This window comes from Variovorax sp. PBL-E5 (genome assembly GCF_901827185.1).
Taxonomy (GTDB): domain Bacteria; phylum Pseudomonadota; class Gammaproteobacteria; order Burkholderiales; family Burkholderiaceae_C; genus Variovorax.
Genome location: NZ_LR594671.1, coordinates 163,438 through 180,969 on the forward strand (window position 1 = coordinate 163,438; position 17,532 = coordinate 180,969).

A 17,532-nucleotide genomic window follows, 5' to 3' on the forward strand; every position below is an offset into this window, starting at 1 on the left:
GGAGGTGACGAACAAGAAGAAGCTTGGTAGATTCCGCGCCGGCGTTCTGCTTTCAAGGCAGAAATATGGAGAAGCGCATACGCGCTCCATCAGGGAAGAAGAATGAACGACGCATGGATCGCCAGGAGCCTGGCGTGGTGAATTGGCTCAACGGCGAGTTGAAGAACAAATTCGAAGCCGCACGCGGCAAGGCATGGACGCTGGCCTACGCGTCGATGAACGAGGACGCGCTGGAATCGGCACGTTGAAGGTGAACGGGTCCATCCCGAGAGATCTTCGAGGAACCTTGTACCGAAATGGTCCTGTGCGCCACGAGCGCGGATCGGGTCGCTATGCCCACAAGTGGGACGGCGACGGAATGGTCCAGGCTTTCTGCTTCCGTGACGGCGTGGTGTCTCATCGAGGCCGGTATGTCGCCACGAAGAAGTTCGTGCAGGAATCCGCATCGGGCCGGTTCGAGTTCAGGGCCTTCGGCTCGGCCATTGCCGGCCAGAGCGAACTGACGACCGACATCGACAGCATGAACGTCGCGAACATCAACGCCCGCGTTCACAACGATGAGTTGCTTGCGCTGTGGGAGCCGGGTTCGGCCTATCTGCTGGACCGGATTCGCTGCAGACCCTGGGCGCGAAGCCGTGGAGGTCGACGCGTCCGATTCGCCCTTTCTCGGCCCAGCCGAAATTGGAGCCGGACGGACTGCTCTGGAACTTCGGATGCGATCCCGTCGCCGGTGTTCTGCGCATCTACGGCATCACGGCCGCCGGGGTGGTTGATTCGTTTCGGCAATTCGAGATCGCCGACCTCTCGCCGGGCCATGACTTTGCCATCACGAAGAATCACCTGGTGTTCGCCCTCTCTCCGCTGGCGCTGCGGATGGATCGGCTCGCGGCAGGCCGTCCCTTCGGCGCATCGGTTGTCTGGATGCCCGGGCGTGCGACGCGGGTGCTGGTCATCGACAAGCGGTCATGGACATCGCGCTGGTACGAGTTCCCGCCGGCGATTGTTTTCCACCTTGGAAATGCCTGGGAAGACGCCGAGGGCGTCATCCGTCTCGATTGCATGTGCGGCAGCGATCCGCGCTGGATGTTGAACGGATGGTCGCTGATGGGAGGCGAGTACGAGCACGTGCGGGGGGCCGTGCTGACGCTTGTGGCACTGAAGCCGGGGGGTGGCTGCAGCGTCAGCACCGTGGTGTCCGTCGAGGGCGATTTTCCGGTCGTCGATCCGCTTCGGGCCGGCCGGCGATACCGCGACATCGTGTGCATCAGTCGCAGCGCGACGCGGCCCGCCGTGCTGCCGGTGGCGCAGGCAGAACTGTCCTGTGCATTGCCGGTGGGGCTCCATGGGACTTTCCATGCGACTTGATATGCGCTGCGATGGCTGTCGAGCGAATTTCGGCACGTCCCGACGCCTTTGGGAACGTCAAAATGCCGCGCAGACCCGCAAGACTTCGGCCCCATAAGCATCGAGCTTCTTGCTGCCAATCCCGCTGATGCCCTGCAGGTCTTCCAGCGTGGCCGGCGCGCGTTCGGCGATGGCGGCGAGCGTGGCGTCGTGGAAGATCACGTAGGCCGGCAGGTTGTGCTCGCGCGCGACCTCCGCACGCCAGGCCTTGAGTGCGGCGAAGCGAGCCTGCCCCGTCGCATCGAGCGCTGCGGCGGCCGGCGAAGGTGCTCCGCGCGCGGCCTTCTCGCGCCGCGGCTTGCGATCGGCTGGTGACGACACCGATTCGCGCAGCATCACTGTCGTTTCACCTTTCAGCACCGCGCGCGAGCCATCGGTCAGACGCAGCGTGTTGAAGGCCTGCGCATCGACCGCCAAGGCGCCGGTCGCAATCAGTTGTCGCAACACGCCGCGCAGCTGCGCTTCGCTGAACTCGCTGCCGATGCCGAAGGTACTGAGCGAGGCATGGCCGAACTGCGAGACCTTCTCGGTCGCCTTGCCGCGCAGGATGTCCATGATGTGACCGGCGCCGAAGCCGATGCCGCTGTGCTGCTGCACGCGGTAGATGGTGGACAACAATTTGCGCGCCGCATCGGTGCCATCCCACACTTGCGGCGGCGTAAGGCAGTTGTCGCAATTCCCGCAGGGCGTACTCGGCTCGCCGAAGTAACCGAGCAGCCGAACGCGCCGGCAGTCGCTGGCCTCGGCCAGCGACAACAGCGCATCGAGCTTGCCGCGCATCGCCTGCTTGAACTCCTCGCCGGCGGGGCTTTCGTCGATCATGCGGCGCTGGTTCACCACGTCCTGCAAACCGTAGGCCATCCACGCATCGGCGGGCGCACCGTCGCGGCCCGCGCGGCCGGTTTCCTGGTAGTAGCCTTCGATATTCTTCGGCATGTCGAGATGGCCGACGAAGCGCACGTCGGGCTTGTCGATGCCCATGCCGAAGGCGATGGTCGCGACCATCACGATGCCTTCCTCGCGCAGGAAGCGGTTCTGATTCTTCTGGCGCACCGCGGCATCGAGCCCGGCGTGGTAGGGCAGGGCGTTGATGCCCGCGTCGCACAGCGTCTGCGCCACGTCTTCGACGCGCTTTCTCGACTGGCAATAGACCACGCCCGCATCGCCCTCGTGCTCGCGCTGGATGAAGCGCAGGAGCTGGGTCGTGGCCTCCTTCTTCTCGACGATGGTGTAGCGGATGTTGGGCCGGTCGAAGCTCGAGACGAACTGGCGTGCCTCTTCGAGCTGCAATCGTTCGACGATGTCGGCGCGCGTCAGCGCATCGGCCGTTGCGGTGAGCGCGATGCGCGGCACGCCGGCATAGCGCTCGTGCAGCACCGTCAGCGCGCGGTATTCGGGCCGGAAGTCATGGCCCCACTGGCTCACGCAATGCGCTTCGTCGATGGCGAACAGCGAGAGCTTGCCGCGTTCCTTCAGCGCATCGAGCTGCGACAGGAAGCGCGGCGTCGTGACCCGCTCCGGCGCTGCGTAGAGCAGCGTGATCTCGCCGCGCAGCATGCGGCGCTCGACGTCCTGCGTCTCTTCCCAGTCGAGCGTCGAATTGAGAAAGGCTGCATCCACGCCGGCCTCGTGCAGCGCACCGACCTGGTCGTGCATCAGCGCGATCAGCGGCGACACGACCACCGTCACGCCATGGCCCGCGCGCTGGCGCGCGATCGCCGGGATCTGATAGCACAGCGACTTGCCGCCGCCCGTGGGCATCAGCACCAGCGCATCGCCGCCGTGCACCACGTGGTCGACGATGGCCTGCTGCGGCCCGCGGAACTGTGCGTAGCCGAAGACCTCGTGAAGGATCGCCGAGGGATCGGGGTTGGATGGGTGTGACAGCAAGAGGGACACAGGTCGAAGGGGTTGGGTCTGGCGCTGCCGGTTGCTCCCTCCGGCGTGCGCGGCCCGATTGTCGCCGCTCAGCAGAAGGGGAAAAAAACGACAGAAATCACATTTTTGATGGAACAGCAAGAAAAAGGACGTTACCAAGCATGGGACCTTGTCCGCCACCGCACGATCCAGGAGACATGAATGAGCAGGGAAAACTACAGAGCGTTCGTGGAAGATTTTTGCGAGGACCTCGGCCTCGATGACGTCGAGGACGTCTTGCACCGCGGCATCCTTGCGGTGGACGACACGGTCGTCGGCATCGAATACCTCGACGGCAGGAACGAGGTCCGACTCTTGATGGATCTCGGCGAGATCGAACCGCATGAGCAAAGCCAGCTGACCACCGTGCTGCTCGAAGCCAACCTGGGCAACACGAGCTTGTATCTGCCGACTTTCAGCATGGATGCCGAGACCCACCACCCCATCATCGCTTGCCATGTGCCATTGCAGGCCCTGATCGATGAAGAAGCGGACCTTGCCTCTTTGCTGGAAGAGCAGATGGTTCCGATGTATTCGGAATGGAAAAGCATGGTTGCCCAGGTCCTTCACAACCACGAGCAGGACGCGGACCTCTCACCTCATTTCGATCATCTGGCTTGAGGTGAAACGTCATGGACAGTCCTCGTTCCCTGGGCTTGCGTGCCGAATTGCCTCTTGATCTCGCCGGCTCGCCTTCCACGGATTCAAATCAGAAGCCCACGCGGGACTTGTCAACGAACAAGTCCGGACAGCCGCCGACGATACGCCGCGCGCAATCGAGTCCACGGCCGCGGCTGGTCAGATCCAGCGTGCGCCGTCCGGTCGACGGTCAAAATCCTTTCAAGGTAACGGAACGCTCACCGCTTCTGTCAAGAATGGGTGTCGATGGCAGTGAATCCCAGCCGCCGAGGGACCCATTGTTGACGCAGCGTTCGGAAGATTCCATTGAGTTGCCCGATCTCATTGAGCTGCCGTGCCCATCAGACCTGCCTTCTCCGTCGAAAGCACGTGAACTCATCGAGAAACAAAGCGAGTTATCGCGGCCCCAGACCTTGTTCGACGAGGCGACGTTCCAGCAGCTCAGGCAAGATCTGATGAAGGCCAGGCAACCGAGTCAAAGGCCGGCGAGGAGCGGCAGTGACGGCCCTACAGGCATTGGGCAGCCGAGACTGGAGGCCAGCAAGGAACATCACTATGTACCTTTCGGCCACTCCTATCTGTATGCGGCTCGCCGAGAGGGAGACAAGGAACAAACCGGGCACTTCGAGGAACAGGACCAAGCCTACACCACCGAAAGCGGCAAACTGTCCCAGGAGAAATATCTGACCAGAAGCGAGGTGACTCGCTCCCAGAGTTTGGCGAAGTCCGAGACCAGGATGGCTCATCGTCTCCAGAGGGCACAGGTGGCAGTCACCGCGCCTATGCACAAGTTTTTCCCTCGCACCGCAGGGGCCAGGTATGGTCGCGCCGAGCCGGTGGACGATCTGCTGGTGCCGGAAAAGACCGTCGCCAACGACTACGCAGGCGGGCAGTTGGGGGCGACGGAGCGAACGATACCGTCCGTGCCCGGCGTCGGCGGCGACAGCCTCGCGGGCTTGGGGATGCAGTTTGTCGGCAACTTGACCAACCCGATGGAGGGTGCCCTCGCATCTTCGGGTCTCGTCAAGCTCAAGAACACGCGTGACGCAGCCATCAACGACCTTCTGCGTCACTACAGGAATGCACTGCGTTTCTACTGGCATCTGGACAGGGCGACGGACGAGGAAGCCGAATCCTTTCTGAAGTTCGTTGACGCCTGTCAAAGGCTCGTGCCGCTCGAACTCGACGGGCTCGGAATGCGAGCTGTCCGTATCGGAAATTGGACTGCCGAGGCCGTGTCTCGATACACCGCGGTCAAGGCTTACGCCGGGGCGCCGATTTCCGTTGGGTCGACAGCGACCGTGATTGCAACGTTGGCCACGTCGATCAATTCGTTGCCCGTTGGGGACGTGTTCTCGATTCCGCTGGGGGTAGCGGTCGGGGCCTTCGATGCTTTCCAAGGCCATAAGGAACTTGTTCAGCAACGCGACAAGAATGCCGTCGCCAGGGTGCGCCAAGACAACCTGGCCGCCATCATGAGAATGTCTTCGATGTTGGGCGGCGCTGCCAAGAGCTTGCACGCACACCAGGATAGATTGATCAGGCAAGCCAAGCGAGAAGGCGGAATTGCGATTGCGCGCATCGGGAAAGGGATCGCCCATTCGCCGCTGGCAGTGGCCGGCGGCACAGCGGCGATGTTGGCCCTGCTTGCGGGCGGAAGTCTCGTCACGGTAGGTGGCATCTACTTCGGCCTCGGTCTCCTGGGCATGACATTCATGGGCGTCGGCCTGTACCGAAATCAAAAGCGCGTCTGGGCTGAACACAATCGAAAGTGGCGTCAGCGCGCAGCGCAGGCGTTCATATGCCAAATCCCTCCTCATGTCCTCGAGAGCTGGATGGGCATGAAGAATCCAGTCCCGTTCGAGGTGTCGTTCGAGGAGGGCGAATACCTTCCAGCCGAGTTGCGTTTCAAGGGCGAACACGCCACTGTGATTGACGTTCAGCAGAACGAATATATCGGCCTCCATGTCATGGCCACGCGCGTGCGCGACTGTCTGGTGTATCCGCAAGGCCGTTCTCCGGTTCAGGATGAATTGATCAACCTGTTGCTCTGCTTGGGGATCAGCGAGCTGGAACAAGAGGCGATCTGCCGCGTCGCCCGAACCAAGAAGAAGGACGCGCAGATTGACTTCATTCAAGCACGCCTTGCCCCGGCCTTTGGCATCAAGTTCGTTGCGCCTGCAGGCCGCGCCAGTGTGATACATCCATCGATTTTCTTGAATGCCTTCAAGAGCGCACTGAAGTTGTGCTGGAGAGAGGGGGACGACCTTCCTGCCGTTCTGCACAGAGAGAAAGCAGAAGCCGACGCGCTGGTAGAAAAATTGAATGGGGAGAATGCAAGCGTTGAATCGTCGTCGCAGGAATCAGGTACCGAGCAGGCAGTCTGGGAAGATCTTCGAAAGGGCATGGGGAAAGAGGTCAGTGCTGCGCTTGACCAGATCACCGGAAGTTCGGCGAGCCGGTACGCAAGGATCGAGCAGTACATGTCCTTGACGTTTCAAGGCTCGATCAATTGGAAGGAAGAGCTTCGTCGATCCATTGGGGATTTCCTGGACAGGACGAACGATCTCGAGGACGCGGAGCACATTGGAATTGAGAGCGATCACGCGCTTTTCTGCAACTTGCTGCAAGAGTTCAGTATCCATCTGATACTGAGCGATGGCGAAGATGAAAACGCCGGTGCTCGTTCGAACGCGCAGAAAGTTGCTCGCAACATCTCGGTGTCCCCGTCAACGCGCGGAATCGACTCCGACACCTCTTCGTCCGATGCAATGCCGCCGCTGCTGTCGCGCGGACGCACCTCGCCGTTCCTCATCGAGGCGCCGACAAAGCCGTCCCAAACAAGGAGTCCTCGGCAAAAGATGTTGGCAAGGACTGCGCGCAGTCCTTCATTGCAGCCACCGCGTGGCGTCACGCGTGACACCGCACCATTGAACAGACCGTCGATGCTGTCGAACGACGGCGCGCCGCCGCGACGATTGGTTTCAATCCGTCCGGAAAATTCTTCCGACGAGCAGGAATCGCCCCGGCTGCCTTCAGCGCAGGGCCCCTTGATGCCGCCACGCATCGAGAGCACCCGGAGAAAGGAATTGCAAAGGACCGTCCGCAGCACGCGCGGCGCCTCCTTGCAGTCGCCGCGTCGCAACCGCGCGATCGCGGCCAATCAGCAATATCTCGACAAGTTCTCCGAGGCTTGGCTGCGAACCTACGGCCCCAGTGGAAAGAAGGACAGCCCGAACAAGGACAAGGCCGACACGGTGGGCTTCTATCATCAAGTGGGCATCCAGATGGCTGAAATCCTTCCCGGCAAGGCGCAGGCCAAGGGGGACTTCCTGGCCTTCGCCGAGGGGATCCTGACGGCAGGAGCGCCATCGTCCGCGCTGTGGGACAACGTGCGCATGTTCGTGGCTGCGGAAGAACTGATCGCTCAGGCCGGGGATCCGCCGCATCCGTCGGTCTCCGGGATTTCGGGCGCGCGCATGGTGAAGTTGCTTCAACCGCTGGCGGCCTCCAACAGTTCTCCACTCGCGCTGTACAAGCTGATCCAGCAGCAGGCGAATGAAATCATGAACGCGCAAGGGCTGCCTTCCGACCCGGCGACGGACATCGGGCCGTACCTGTGTTTTGCCCGAGCCTATGTTTCGCGGCTGAAGAATTCTTCCGATCGCGAGTTGGCCCCATTGGGAATTTCGAAGCTGCAGCTCGGGCAGCTGGAGGAGTTGCTGCGCGGTGCCATCATGTACCAGCAGGAACTCGTGTCCCTCGATTCGCCATGATCGAGGGGCTGGATTCGGAGCCGGGCGGTTCGTCGGCATGGCGGGAGGTCGCCTTCATGCGCAGAACCGGCGAATTCCTGGCCGAGGGTTAACCTGTATATACAAGTGTATCATCGCGAACGAAACTCGCCGCTCGGCAGCCGTGGCGCATGTCACCGGCCGAGGAGTCCACCACCGCCACGCATTGCCCGCACCGCCAGACAAAGACACCGCATGACCGCCGCCAGCCACCGCAAAGCCATCGATGCGCGCAAGCCCGCACGCAAGCCCGCGGCTGCGGTCCCGCACGGCACGGCGGGTGCCACCCAGCCCGCGATGGCGCTGTACGAGCAGGTCAAGGCCTTCATCACGCACAAGATCCAGGACGGCTCCTGGCCGGCCGGCCACCGGCTGCCTTCGGAGAGTGAGCTGGTCGCCAGGTTCGGCATCGCGCGCATGACGGTCAACCGCGCACTGCGCGAGCTGGTGGAGCAGGGCCGCATCGTGCGCGTCGCCGGCGTGGGCAGCTTCGTGGCCGAGGACAAGCCGCAGTCGACGCTGCTGCAGATCGCCAACATCGCCAGCGAGATCCGCGCCCGCGGCCACGACTACCGCTGCGAGTTTCTGGCGGCCGAGCGCATCGCGGCCTCGCCCGACGTGGCGGTGTGGCTCGACCTGCGGCCCGGCGAGTCGGTGTTCCACACCGTGTGCCTGCATCTTGAAAATGAGATCCCGATGCAGCTCGAGGACCGCCACGTCAATCCGCGCGTGGTGCCGGCCTTTCTCGACCAGGACTTCTCGCTCGTCTCGCCCAGCGAATACCTGGTGCGCAACGTGCCCTTCGACCAGATCGAGCATGTGGTCGATGCCGTGCTGCCGACCGCCGACCAGGCCGAGCGCCTCGCCATGGCGATGGCCGACCCGTGCCTGCTCCTCACGCGCCGCACCTGGACGCGCACCGTGCCGGTGACGATGGTGCGCTGCCTGCATCCCGCGTCGCGCTACCGGCTCGGCAGCCGGTTCCGCGCCGACGGCAACCCTTCCTTCGGCTGAGGCGCGGATCGACATCCGGCCTTGTCGCCGCCACTACTTGTATAGACAGGATTGTCATGGACAACGCTTCATCGAAAGGACCCTCGCCATGAACGCCCCCGACAAATTTCTCGCCGCCGGGACCGACCCGCGCCATGACGCGAGCCGCACGATCCGCGCGCCGCGCGGCAGCACGCTCAGCTGCAAGAGCTGGCTCACCGAGGCGCCGTTCCGCATGCTGCAGAACAACCTCGACCCCGAAGTCGCCGAGCGCCCGCAGGACCTCGTGGTCTACGGCGGCATCGGCCGTGCCGCGCGCGACTGGGCCTGCTTCGACCAGATCCTCGCCACGCTGAAGGAACTGAACGACGACGAGACGCTGCTGGTGCAATCGGGCAAGCCCGTGGGCGTCTTCAAGACCCATGCGGACGCGCCGCGCGTGCTCATCGCCAACTCCAATCTCGTGCCCAAGTGGGCCACCTGGGAGCACTTCGGCGAGCTCGACCGCAAGGGCCTGATGATGTACGGCCAGATGACCGCCGGCAGCTGGATCTACATCGGCAGCCAGGGCATCGTGCAGGGCACCTTCGAGACCTTCGTCGAAGCGGGTCGCCAGCACTACGGCAACGACCTCTCGGGCAAGTGGATCCTCACCGCCGGCCTCGGCGGCATGGGCGGCGCGCAGCCGCTGGCCGCCACGCTCGCGGGCGCGGTATCGCTCACCGTCGAATGCCAGCAGGCCAGCATCGACTTCCGCCTGCGCACGCGCTACCTCGACAAGCAGGCCAGGGACATCGACGATGCGATCGCGCTGATCGCGCAGCACACGAAGGCCAAGGAAGCGGTGTCGATCGGCCTGCTCGGCAATGCGGCCGAGATCCTGCCCGAACTCGTCAAGCGCGCGAAGGCCGGCGGCCTCATGCCCGATCTGGTGACCGACCAGACCTCGGCCCACGACCTCGCCAGCGGCTACCTGCCGATCGGGTGGACGCTCGCGCAATGGGAAGCCGCGAAGGCCGACGCGACGCAGCATCCAACGCTGCGCACGGCCGCCGCGAAGTCGTGCGCGATCCATGTGCAGGCCATGCTCGACTTCCAGGCCATGGGCATTCCGACGGTCGACTATGGCAACAACATCCGCCAGGTCGCATTCGACGAAGGCGTGAAGAACGCGTTCGATTTCCCCGGCTTCGTGCCGGCCTACATCCGGCCGCTGTTCTGCGAGGGCAAGGGTCCGTTCCGCTGGGTCGCGCTTTCGGGCGATCCCGAGGACATCTACAAGACCGACGCCAAGATCAAGGAACTGTTCCCCGACAACACGCACACCCACCGCTGGCTCGACATGGCGCGCGAGCGGATCGCCTTCCAGGGCTTGCCGGCACGCATCTGCTGGCTCGGCCTCGGCGAGCGCGACAAGGCGGGCCTGGCCTTCAACGAGATGGTGAAGTCGGGCGAGCTCAAGGGTCCGATCGTGATCGGGCGCGACCACCTCGACACCGGCTCGGTCGCAAGCCCGAACCGCGAGACCGAATCGATGAAGGACGGCAGCGATGCCGTCTCCGACTGGCCGCTGCTCAACGCGCTGCTCAACACCGCCGGCGGCGCCACCTGGGTGAGCCTGCACCACGGCGGCGGCGTGGGCATGGGCTACTCGCAGCATGCGGGCGTGGTGATCGTGTGCGACGGCACCGACGCCGCCGCCAGGCGCATCGCGCGCGTGCTCTGGAACGACCCCGCCAGCGGCGTGATGCGCCATGCCGATGCGGGCTACGACAGCGCCGTCGCCGCGGCGAAGCAGCACGCACTCCACCTTCCCATGATCCACAAGGCCTGACGACGATGTCCGAAATTCATCTTCACTACCTCAACCACCTCGACGTCCAGGCGCTCGCCATGACCGACGCTGAGATCATCGCCGCCGTCGAGGACGGCCTGCTCGCACAGGGCCGTGGCCAGACCACCATCGAGCCCCGCATGCACCTGGTGCCGGAGAAGGACTATCCCGGCCACTTCAACGTGCTGCGCGGCTACGTGCGGCCGCTCGGCGTCGCCGGCGTCAAGGTGGTGGGCGACTTCTATCGCAACTACGAACGCGGCCTGCCCTCGGAGCTCGCGATCCTGAATTTGTTCGACCCGAAGACCGGCGCACCGGTGGCCATCATCGATGCCTCCGACATCACCGACATGCGCACCGGCGCGATCACCGCGATCGGTGCCAAGCATCTCGCGCGCAAGGGCTCGAAGGTGCTGGGCCACATCGGTGCGCGCGGCACCTCGTACTGGAACGTGCGCCTGCTGCATTCGATCTTCCACTTCGACGAGATCCGCGTGCACTCGCGTCGCAAGGAAAGCCGCGATGCGTTCGCCGCGCGGCTCGAAAAAGACCTGGGCATGAAGATCACCGTCACCGAGGACTGGGAGTCCTGCGTGCGCGGCGCCGACATCGTGGTCGAGGCCTCGCGCCTGGAAAAGCCCACGCCGATCCTCAAGACCGAATGGATCAAGAAGGGCGCCTGCGTGATTCCCTACGGCACCATGAGCGCGGTCGAGCTGTCGCTGACCGACATCGTGGACAAGATGGTGATGGACGACTGGGGGCAAGCCAAGGCCGGTCCGCTGGGTGCACTGCGCGCGCACGTCGACAGCGGCCGGCTCTCGGAAGAGACGCTGCATGCCGAGCTCGGCCAGATCGTCGCCGGCCTCAAGCCGGGCCGCGAAAGCGAGGACGAGACCAACCTGTTCTGGCACCGCGGCCTGTCGCTGTCGGACATCGCGCTCGGCGCCGCGATGCTGCAGAAGGCGCGCGGCATGGGGCTGGGTCAGCAGCTGCGCTTTCGCTGATGACGACGGGCGGTCGATCGATGGCCTTCTCTTCGTCCGGATCGATCACGCCGATCGCGAATGCGCGCATGTACTCGGCCACGCCGGCGGTGCGCGCCGAGTGGCGTCGGCTGTTGCAATGGGTGCTCGCGCGCGCCGGGCTCGACTGGCCGGTCGTCGACTACGACGCGCCCGCGCCGCTCTCGGTGCTGTGGGCGCGTGAAGACCTCGGCCTGGCCACGATGTGCGGGCTGCCGTTCTCGCAGCGCGCCGTGCGGCCGACGCTGATCGCGGCGCCCGTGCCCTCGCCGCCGCGCTACGGTGGTCGGCCCATCTACTTCACCGACATCGTGGTGCGTGCCGCGTCGCCCCACCAGCGTCTGGAAGACAGCTTCGGTGGCGTGGTCGGCTACACGCTGGCCGATTCGATGTCGGGCGGCGTCGCGCTGGCGGCGCATCTCGCGCTCTTCCGGCAGCGGCACGGTGCGCGGCTTTTTCGCGCCGCGGTCGGCGGCCTCGTCAATGCGCGCGGCGTGATCGAGGCGCTCGCTGAGGGACGCATCGACGTCGGTCCGCTCGACAGCTACTACCACGACCTGCTGCGGCACAACGAGCCCGCGCTGGCCGCGCAGGTGCGTGTCGTCGCCAGCACCGGCGCGATGCCGATCCCGCCTTTCGTCGCGACCGCCGCGCTCGGCGCCGAAGAACTCAAGCGCCTGCGCGATGCGCTGCGCGCCGTCGCGACCGCCGATGAACTGCAGGCGACCCGGCGATGCCTGCTGCTCGAAGGCTTTGCCTTGCCCGATGCGGCGGACTACGCGGTCCTGGCCGGCATCGCCGATCGTCCTCTCCCTTCTTTCGAGGAACTCTGATGAAACGCTTTCTCTCTGCATTGCTGTGCCTGTCGCTTCTGCCTTTCGCCGCTGCTGCGCAGACCTATCCGAGCAAGCCGGTCCACCTGATCGTTCCCTTCGCGGCCGGCGGTCCGGCGGATGTGCTCGGGCGCCTGGTCGGCCAGGACTTCACCGACAAACTGGGCCAATCCTTCGTGGTCGACAACAAGGCCGGCGCGGCCGGCAACATCGGCGTCGATGCGGTGGCCAAGGCGGTGCCCGATGGCTACACGCTGGGCATCGTGCCGGTCGGCAACGTCGCGGTGAATCCGACGCTGTTCCCGAGCCTGCCGTACAAGGCGGCCGATCTGCAGCCGGTCGCGATGCTCGGTACCGTCGAGAACGTGCTGGTGGTGAATGCGTCGGTGCCCGCGAAGTCGCTCAAGGAACTGCTTGCATTGGCGGCGGCGAAGCCGGACACGCTGAGCTTCGCATCGCCCGGTGCCGGCAGCCAGGCGCACCTGGCCGGCGAGCTGATGGGCCTGAGCGGCAACGTGCGCATGCTGCATGTGCCCTACAAGGGCATCGGTCCGGCAGTCAACGACTTGCTCGGCGGGCAGGTGTCGATGATGTTCGCGCCGATCTCGGTCGCACTGCCGCACCTCAAGACCGGCAAGCTGCGCGCGATCGGCGTCGCCAGCCTGCAGCGCTCCGCCGCGCTGCCCGACGTGCCGACCATCGCCGAGCAGGGCATGCCCGGCTTCGAGGCCGTCTCGTGGTACGCGCTGATGGCGCCCGCGGGCGCGCCCAAGGCCGTCGTCGATCGCCTCAACGCCGAGGCGGCGAGCATGCTCGCCAGGCCGGACGTGAAGGAGAAGTTCGCAGGGCTGGGCATGGAGCCCGGTGGCGGCACGCCCGAGCAGCTGGCGGCACGGATCCGGTCGGAGACCGCGCGCTGGTCCGACGTGATCAGGAAGAAGAACATCCAGCCCGAGTGAAAGCAGTGAGAGCGATGAAGACGCTGCGGCACTTTTCGCGCGATGCCTTGCCGGCGATGCCGTGGAAGAACGGCGGCGGCACGACGCAGGAGATCGCATGCGGGCCGCCGGGCGCGACGCTCGGCGACTTCGGCTGGCGCGTGAGCATCGCGACCATCGCGGCCGCGGGGCCGTTCTCGGTCTTTGCCGGCATCGACCGCAGCATCATGCTGCTCGAGGGTGATGGCGTGCGGCTGCGTTCGAGCGATGGACGCATCGACCATCGACTCGACGCGCTGCACCGGCCCTTCGCCTTCCCCGGCGACACGGCGATCGACTGCGCGCTGCTCGGTGGCGCATCGAGCGACTTCAACGTGATGACGCGGCGCGGCCAATGGCGCGCCGAGGTACAGGTCGTCGATCGCGCCGCATCGATCGCTGCCGCACCGCATGGCGTGTTGCTGGCATTGCGCGGAAGATGGACGCTGAACACGGATGCGCCTGCATGCCGCGAAGGAGAGGGCCTCTGCTGGAGCGGCGCGCCGATGGCATGGCGGGCCGTGCCCGTCGGTGCGCACGCGCGACTGGCCGTGGTGCGCATCGTCCCGGTCTCGTCTGCAGAGAATGAAGAAGGAAGCCCATGAAATGCTTTCACGAACTGCCTTCCGCCGACGGCCTGTGGACCGGCTTGCGGCTTGCGCCCGATGCCGCGTCGGACGTGCCGGCAGCCGATGGCGAGGATGCTGCGATCGTCGTCGACCAAGGCGCGATCGCATGGATCGGCGCACGCGCCGCGCTGCCGCCCGCGTTCGCCGCATTGCCAAGCCACGATGGGCGCGGCGCGCTTGTCACGGCCGGCCTGGTCGATTGCCACACGCACCTGGTCTACGGCGGCCAGCGCGCCAACGAGTTCGCGATGCGGCTTGCAGGCGCGAGCTACGAAGAAGTGGCCGCGGCGGGCGGCGGCATCGTCTCGTCGGTGAATGCCACGCGCGCCGCCGATGAAGACACGCTCTACGCGCAGGCCGCGCCGCGGCTCGTGCAATTGCTGGCCGACGGGGTGTGCGCGATCGAGATCAAGTCGGGCTATGGCCTGGCGTTCGAACACGAGCGCAAGCAGTTGCGCGTCGCGCGCCGGCTCGGCGAAGACCACGGCGTCACCGTGCGCACCACCTTCCTCGGCGCGCACGCGCTGCCGCCCGAATACGCGGGCCGCAGCGGCGACTACATCGCCGAGGTCTGCGACCGCATGCTGCCCGCGCTTGCGGACGAGGGGCTGGTCGATGCGGTCGACGCGTTCTGCGAACGCATCGCCTTCTCGCTGGCCGAGACCGAGCGCGTGTTCCAGGCTGCGACGCGGCTCGGCCTGCCGGTCAAGCTGCACGCCGAGCAGCTGTCCGACATGGGTGGCGCGGCGCTGGCCGCGCGCTACGGCGCGCTCTCGTGCGACCACCTCGAACATCTGTCGGCCGAGGGCATCGCCGCGATGCACGAGGCCGGCACGGTCGCGGTGCTGCTGCCCGGCGCCTACTACACGCTGCGCGACACGCAACTGCCGCCGATCGAAGCATTGCGCACCGCGGGCGTGCCGATGGCCGTGTCCACCGACCACAACCCCGGCACCTCGCCAACGCTGAGTCTGCTGCTGATGGTCAACATGGCCTGCACGCTGTTCCGGCTCACCGTGCCGGAGGCGCTGGCCGGCGTGACGCGCCACGCGGCGCGCGCGCTGGGGCTCGCGGACACGCACGGCACGCTGGCCGCGGGCCGGCCGGCCAACTTCGTGCTGTGGCAGCTCGCGGACAGCGCCGAGCTCGCGTACTGGCTCGGCCAGCAGGCACCGCGCACCATCGTCCGCCAGGGGCGCATCGCATCGATGGCGCACGCCTTGGAGAAATCCGTTGGCTGAAGCAATCTCTTCTTCTGCGGCGTCGGCGCCCGGTCGTCTGTTCGCCGCCGATGCGCTGTTGCGCGCGGGCTGGGCGCGCGACGTGCTGATCGAGTGGAATGCCAGCGGTGAACTGTCGGCGGTGACCGCCGGCCGCCGCCCCGACGGCGCACCCCGCGCCGCGGGGCCCGTGATCCCCGGCATGCCGAACCTGCATTCGCATGCCTTCCAGCGCGCGTTCGCCGGGCTCACCGAATTCCGCGGCGCGACCGAGGACAGCTTCTGGAGTTGGCGCACGTTGATGTACCGCTTCGCAGCGCGCGTCTCGCCGGCGCAGGTCGAGGCGATCGCGACCGGGCTCTACGCCGAGATGCTCGAAGCCGGCTACACCGCGGTGTGCGAGTTCCACTACTTGCATCACGACAGCGACGGCCTGCCCTATGCCGACGATGCCGAGCTCGCGCTGGCACTGCTGCGCGCGGCCCGGCGCACGGGCATCGGCTTCACGCTGCTGCCTGTGCTCTACCAGGCCAGCGGCTTCGGCGGTCTGGCGCCGAACGAGGGTCAGCGCCGCTTCGTGCGCAGCACCGAGTCGATGCTGCGCCTGCTCGAACGCCTGCGGCCGCTGTGCGCGGCGCAGGGTGCGCGACTCGGCCTCGCGCCGCACTCGCTGCGCGCGGTGCCGGCCGACGGCTTGCGCGAGGCGTTGGCAGGCCTGCGCGCGATCGATGCCGCGGCGCCGGTCCACATCCACATCGCGGAGCAGACCGCGGAGGTCGAGGCCTGCCTCGCATGGAGCGGCCAGCGGCCGGTCGCATGGCTGCTCGACCACGCCGAGGTCGATGCGCGCTGGTGCCTCGTGCATGCCACACACATGGATGCCGACGAATACCGGCGCGCCGCGGCGAGCGGTGCGGTCGCCGGCCTGTGCCCGACCACCGAGGCCAACCTCGGCGATGGCATCTTCGATCTGCCGGCCTGGCGCGCAGCGCAGGGCGTCTGGGGCATCGGCTCCGACAGCCACGTCTGCGTCAACGCGGCGGAAGAATTGCTGATGCTCGAATACAGCCAGCGCCTCGCTACGCGCCAGCGCAACGTGGCGGCCGACGGCGCGCAGGCGCAGATCGCGACAGCGATGACGCTGGCCGCCGTGCGCGGCGGCGCGCAGGCTTCGGGGCGCGCGGTCGCCGGCCTCCAGGCCGGGCAGCAGGCCGACTTCGTGGTGCTCGACGCCGCGCATCCCGCACTCGCCGGACTGCCGGCGGCCGACATGCTCTCGTCGCACGTCTTTGCGAGCCATCGCAGCAATGCGATCGATGCCGTGTGGGTCGCAGGCCGGCCGCGCGTCGTCGCGGGCCGCCATCTTCTTCACGACAGCGCGACGGCGGCCTTCGTCGCCGCGCGCACCCAACTGCTCGACACGCCATGACCTTCGACACCACCGAACCCGCGTTCCGCTTTCGCCAGGGCACGCGCCCCTTGCTGATCTCGATGCCGCATGTCGGCACGCACCTGCCGCGCGCGCTGGCCGCGCGCCTCACGGCCGAAGCGCGCCGGGTGCCCGACACCGACTGGCACCTCGAGCGGCTCTACGACTTCGCCGATGCGCTCGGCGCTTCGGTGCTGGTGGCGACGCACTCGCGCTACGTGATCGATCTCAATCGCCCGCCGGACGACCAGAACCTCTATCCGGGGCAGGACACGACCGGGCTGTGTCCCGTCGACACCTTCGACAAGACGCCGCTCTATGCAGCCGGCGACGTGCCGGACGAAGCCGAGATCGCGGCGCGCCGCGATGCCATCTGGCGGCCGTACCATCGGCAACTGCGTGCCGAGCTCGATCGCATGAAGGCCGTCCACGGCACCATTGCGCTATGGGATGCGCATTCGATCCGCTCGGCGCTGCCGCGCTTCTTCGAGGGTCGGCTGCCGGACCTCAACCTGGGCACCGCCAATGGCGCCAGCTGCGATCCGGCGCTCGCGGCCGCGCTGCTCGGCATCGCCTCATCGGCCGAGGGCCACACGTCGGTGCTGAACGGCCGCTTCAAGGGCGGCCACATCACGCGCGAATACGGCGATCCATCCGCCGGCGTGCACGCGGTGCAGTTGGAGATGACGCAGGCCAGCTACATGCAGGAACGCCTGCCCTTCGACTACCTGCCTGCAACCGCCGCTCGCGTGCAGCCGGTGGTGCGGCGCATGCTGGAGGCGGTGCTCGCGTTCGTCGAGCGCGGTTGAGCGCAAGAGCGCCGGCGCCGAACCGGCAG

14 protein-coding genes and 1 pseudogene are annotated in these 17,532 nt (G+C 66.2%); 14 read left to right on the plus strand and 1 reads right to left on the minus strand.

All coding sequences use genetic code 11. From position 1 onward, the window contains the following. Window positions 1–113: 113 nt before the first annotated feature. Together WDLP6_RS35345 and WDLP6_RS00820 are read left to right on the plus strand one after the other, a co-directional pair. Window positions 114–248: a hypothetical protein gene (locus tag WDLP6_RS35345; protein ID WP_269475556.1), complete on the plus strand. Its 135-nt coding sequence runs from the start codon at window positions 114–116 to the stop codon at window positions 246–248. Continuing rightward, window positions 194–1,365 (plus strand): annotated as a pseudogene (locus WDLP6_RS00820) (carotenoid oxygenase family protein). The gene WDLP6_RS35345 and the pseudogene WDLP6_RS00820 overlap by 55 nt, the downstream one beginning before the upstream one ends. 57 nt (window positions 1,366–1,422) lie before the next feature. Here WDLP6_RS00820 and recQ read toward each other — a convergent pair. Beyond that, entirely contained in the window at window positions 1,423–3,303 is a 1,881-nt protein-coding gene (recQ, locus tag WDLP6_RS00825) for a DNA helicase RecQ (RefSeq protein WP_232076924.1), read from the minus strand. A gap of 12 nt (window positions 3,304–3,315) precedes the next feature. On the opposite strand from recQ, the gene WDLP6_RS00830 reads away from it, so the two are divergent. From WDLP6_RS00830 to hutG, 12 genes are all read left to right on the plus strand, one after another. Continuing rightward, a complete protein-coding gene (locus tag WDLP6_RS00830) occupies window positions 3,316–3,483 on the plus strand; it encodes a hypothetical protein (RefSeq protein WP_162590818.1) in 168 nt (55 codons plus the stop codon). Continuing rightward, window positions 3,484–3,942 carry a CesT family type III secretion system chaperone gene (locus WDLP6_RS00835; RefSeq protein ID WP_162590819.1) on the plus strand — a complete coding sequence of 153 codons (459 nt, stop codon included), beginning with the start codon at window positions 3,484–3,486 and terminating at the stop codon, window positions 3,940–3,942. It abuts the gene before it with no gap. 11 nt (window positions 3,943–3,953) lie between these two features. After that, complete coding sequence (locus tag WDLP6_RS00840; protein WP_232076925.1) at window positions 3,954–7,736, plus strand: hypothetical protein; 3,783 nt, start codon at window positions 3,954–3,956, stop codon at window positions 7,734–7,736. A 213-nt stretch (window positions 7,737–7,949) separates the two neighbouring features. Then, window positions 7,950–8,768 (plus strand): histidine utilization repressor, encoded by an 819-nt coding sequence (hutC, locus tag WDLP6_RS00845; protein ID WP_162590821.1) that lies wholly within the window; start codon window positions 7,950–7,952, stop codon window positions 8,766–8,768. Between the two features lie 88 nt (window positions 8,769–8,856). Further along, window positions 8,857–10,581, plus strand: a complete 1,725-nt coding sequence (gene hutU, locus WDLP6_RS00850; RefSeq protein ID WP_162590822.1) for a urocanate hydratase — start codon at window positions 8,857–8,859, stop codon at window positions 10,579–10,581. Window positions 10,582–10,586: 5 nt separating this feature from the next. Further along, the gene (locus tag WDLP6_RS00855) at window positions 10,587–11,588 is read left to right on the plus strand and encodes an ornithine cyclodeaminase family protein (RefSeq protein WP_162590823.1); all 1,002 of its coding nucleotides are present in this window, start codon (window positions 10,587–10,589) and stop codon (window positions 11,586–11,588) included. Window positions 11,589–11,608: 20 nt separating this feature from the next. After that, window positions 11,609–12,439 (plus strand): phosphate/phosphite/phosphonate ABC transporter substrate-binding protein, encoded by an 831-nt coding sequence (locus WDLP6_RS00860; protein WP_162590824.1) that lies wholly within the window; start codon window positions 11,609–11,611, stop codon window positions 12,437–12,439. Next, window positions 12,439–13,398, plus strand: a complete 960-nt coding sequence (locus WDLP6_RS00865; protein WP_162590825.1) for a Bug family tripartite tricarboxylate transporter substrate binding protein — start codon at window positions 12,439–12,441, stop codon at window positions 13,396–13,398. The genes WDLP6_RS00860 and WDLP6_RS00865 overlap by 1 nt, the downstream gene beginning before the upstream one ends. 14 nt (window positions 13,399–13,412) lie before the next feature. After that, the gene (locus WDLP6_RS00870; protein ID WP_162590826.1) at window positions 13,413–14,021 is read left to right on the plus strand and encodes a HutD/Ves family protein; all 609 of its coding nucleotides are present in this window, start codon (window positions 13,413–13,415) and stop codon (window positions 14,019–14,021) included. Next, window positions 14,018–15,286, plus strand: a complete 1,269-nt coding sequence (gene hutI, locus WDLP6_RS00875) for an imidazolonepropionase (protein ID WP_162590827.1) — start codon at window positions 14,018–14,020, stop codon at window positions 15,284–15,286. The genes WDLP6_RS00870 and hutI overlap by 4 nt, the downstream gene beginning before the upstream one ends. Next, entirely contained in the window at window positions 15,279–16,694 is a 1,416-nt protein-coding gene (locus tag WDLP6_RS00880) for a formimidoylglutamate deiminase (protein WP_232076926.1), read from the plus strand. Before hutI ends, WDLP6_RS00880 begins: the two co-directional genes overlap by 8 nt. Next, window positions 16,691–17,503 (plus strand): N-formylglutamate deformylase, encoded by an 813-nt coding sequence (hutG, locus tag WDLP6_RS00885; protein ID WP_162590828.1) that lies wholly within the window; start codon window positions 16,691–16,693, stop codon window positions 17,501–17,503. Before WDLP6_RS00880 ends, hutG begins: the two co-directional genes overlap by 4 nt. Window positions 17,504–17,532 lie beyond the last annotated feature (29 nt).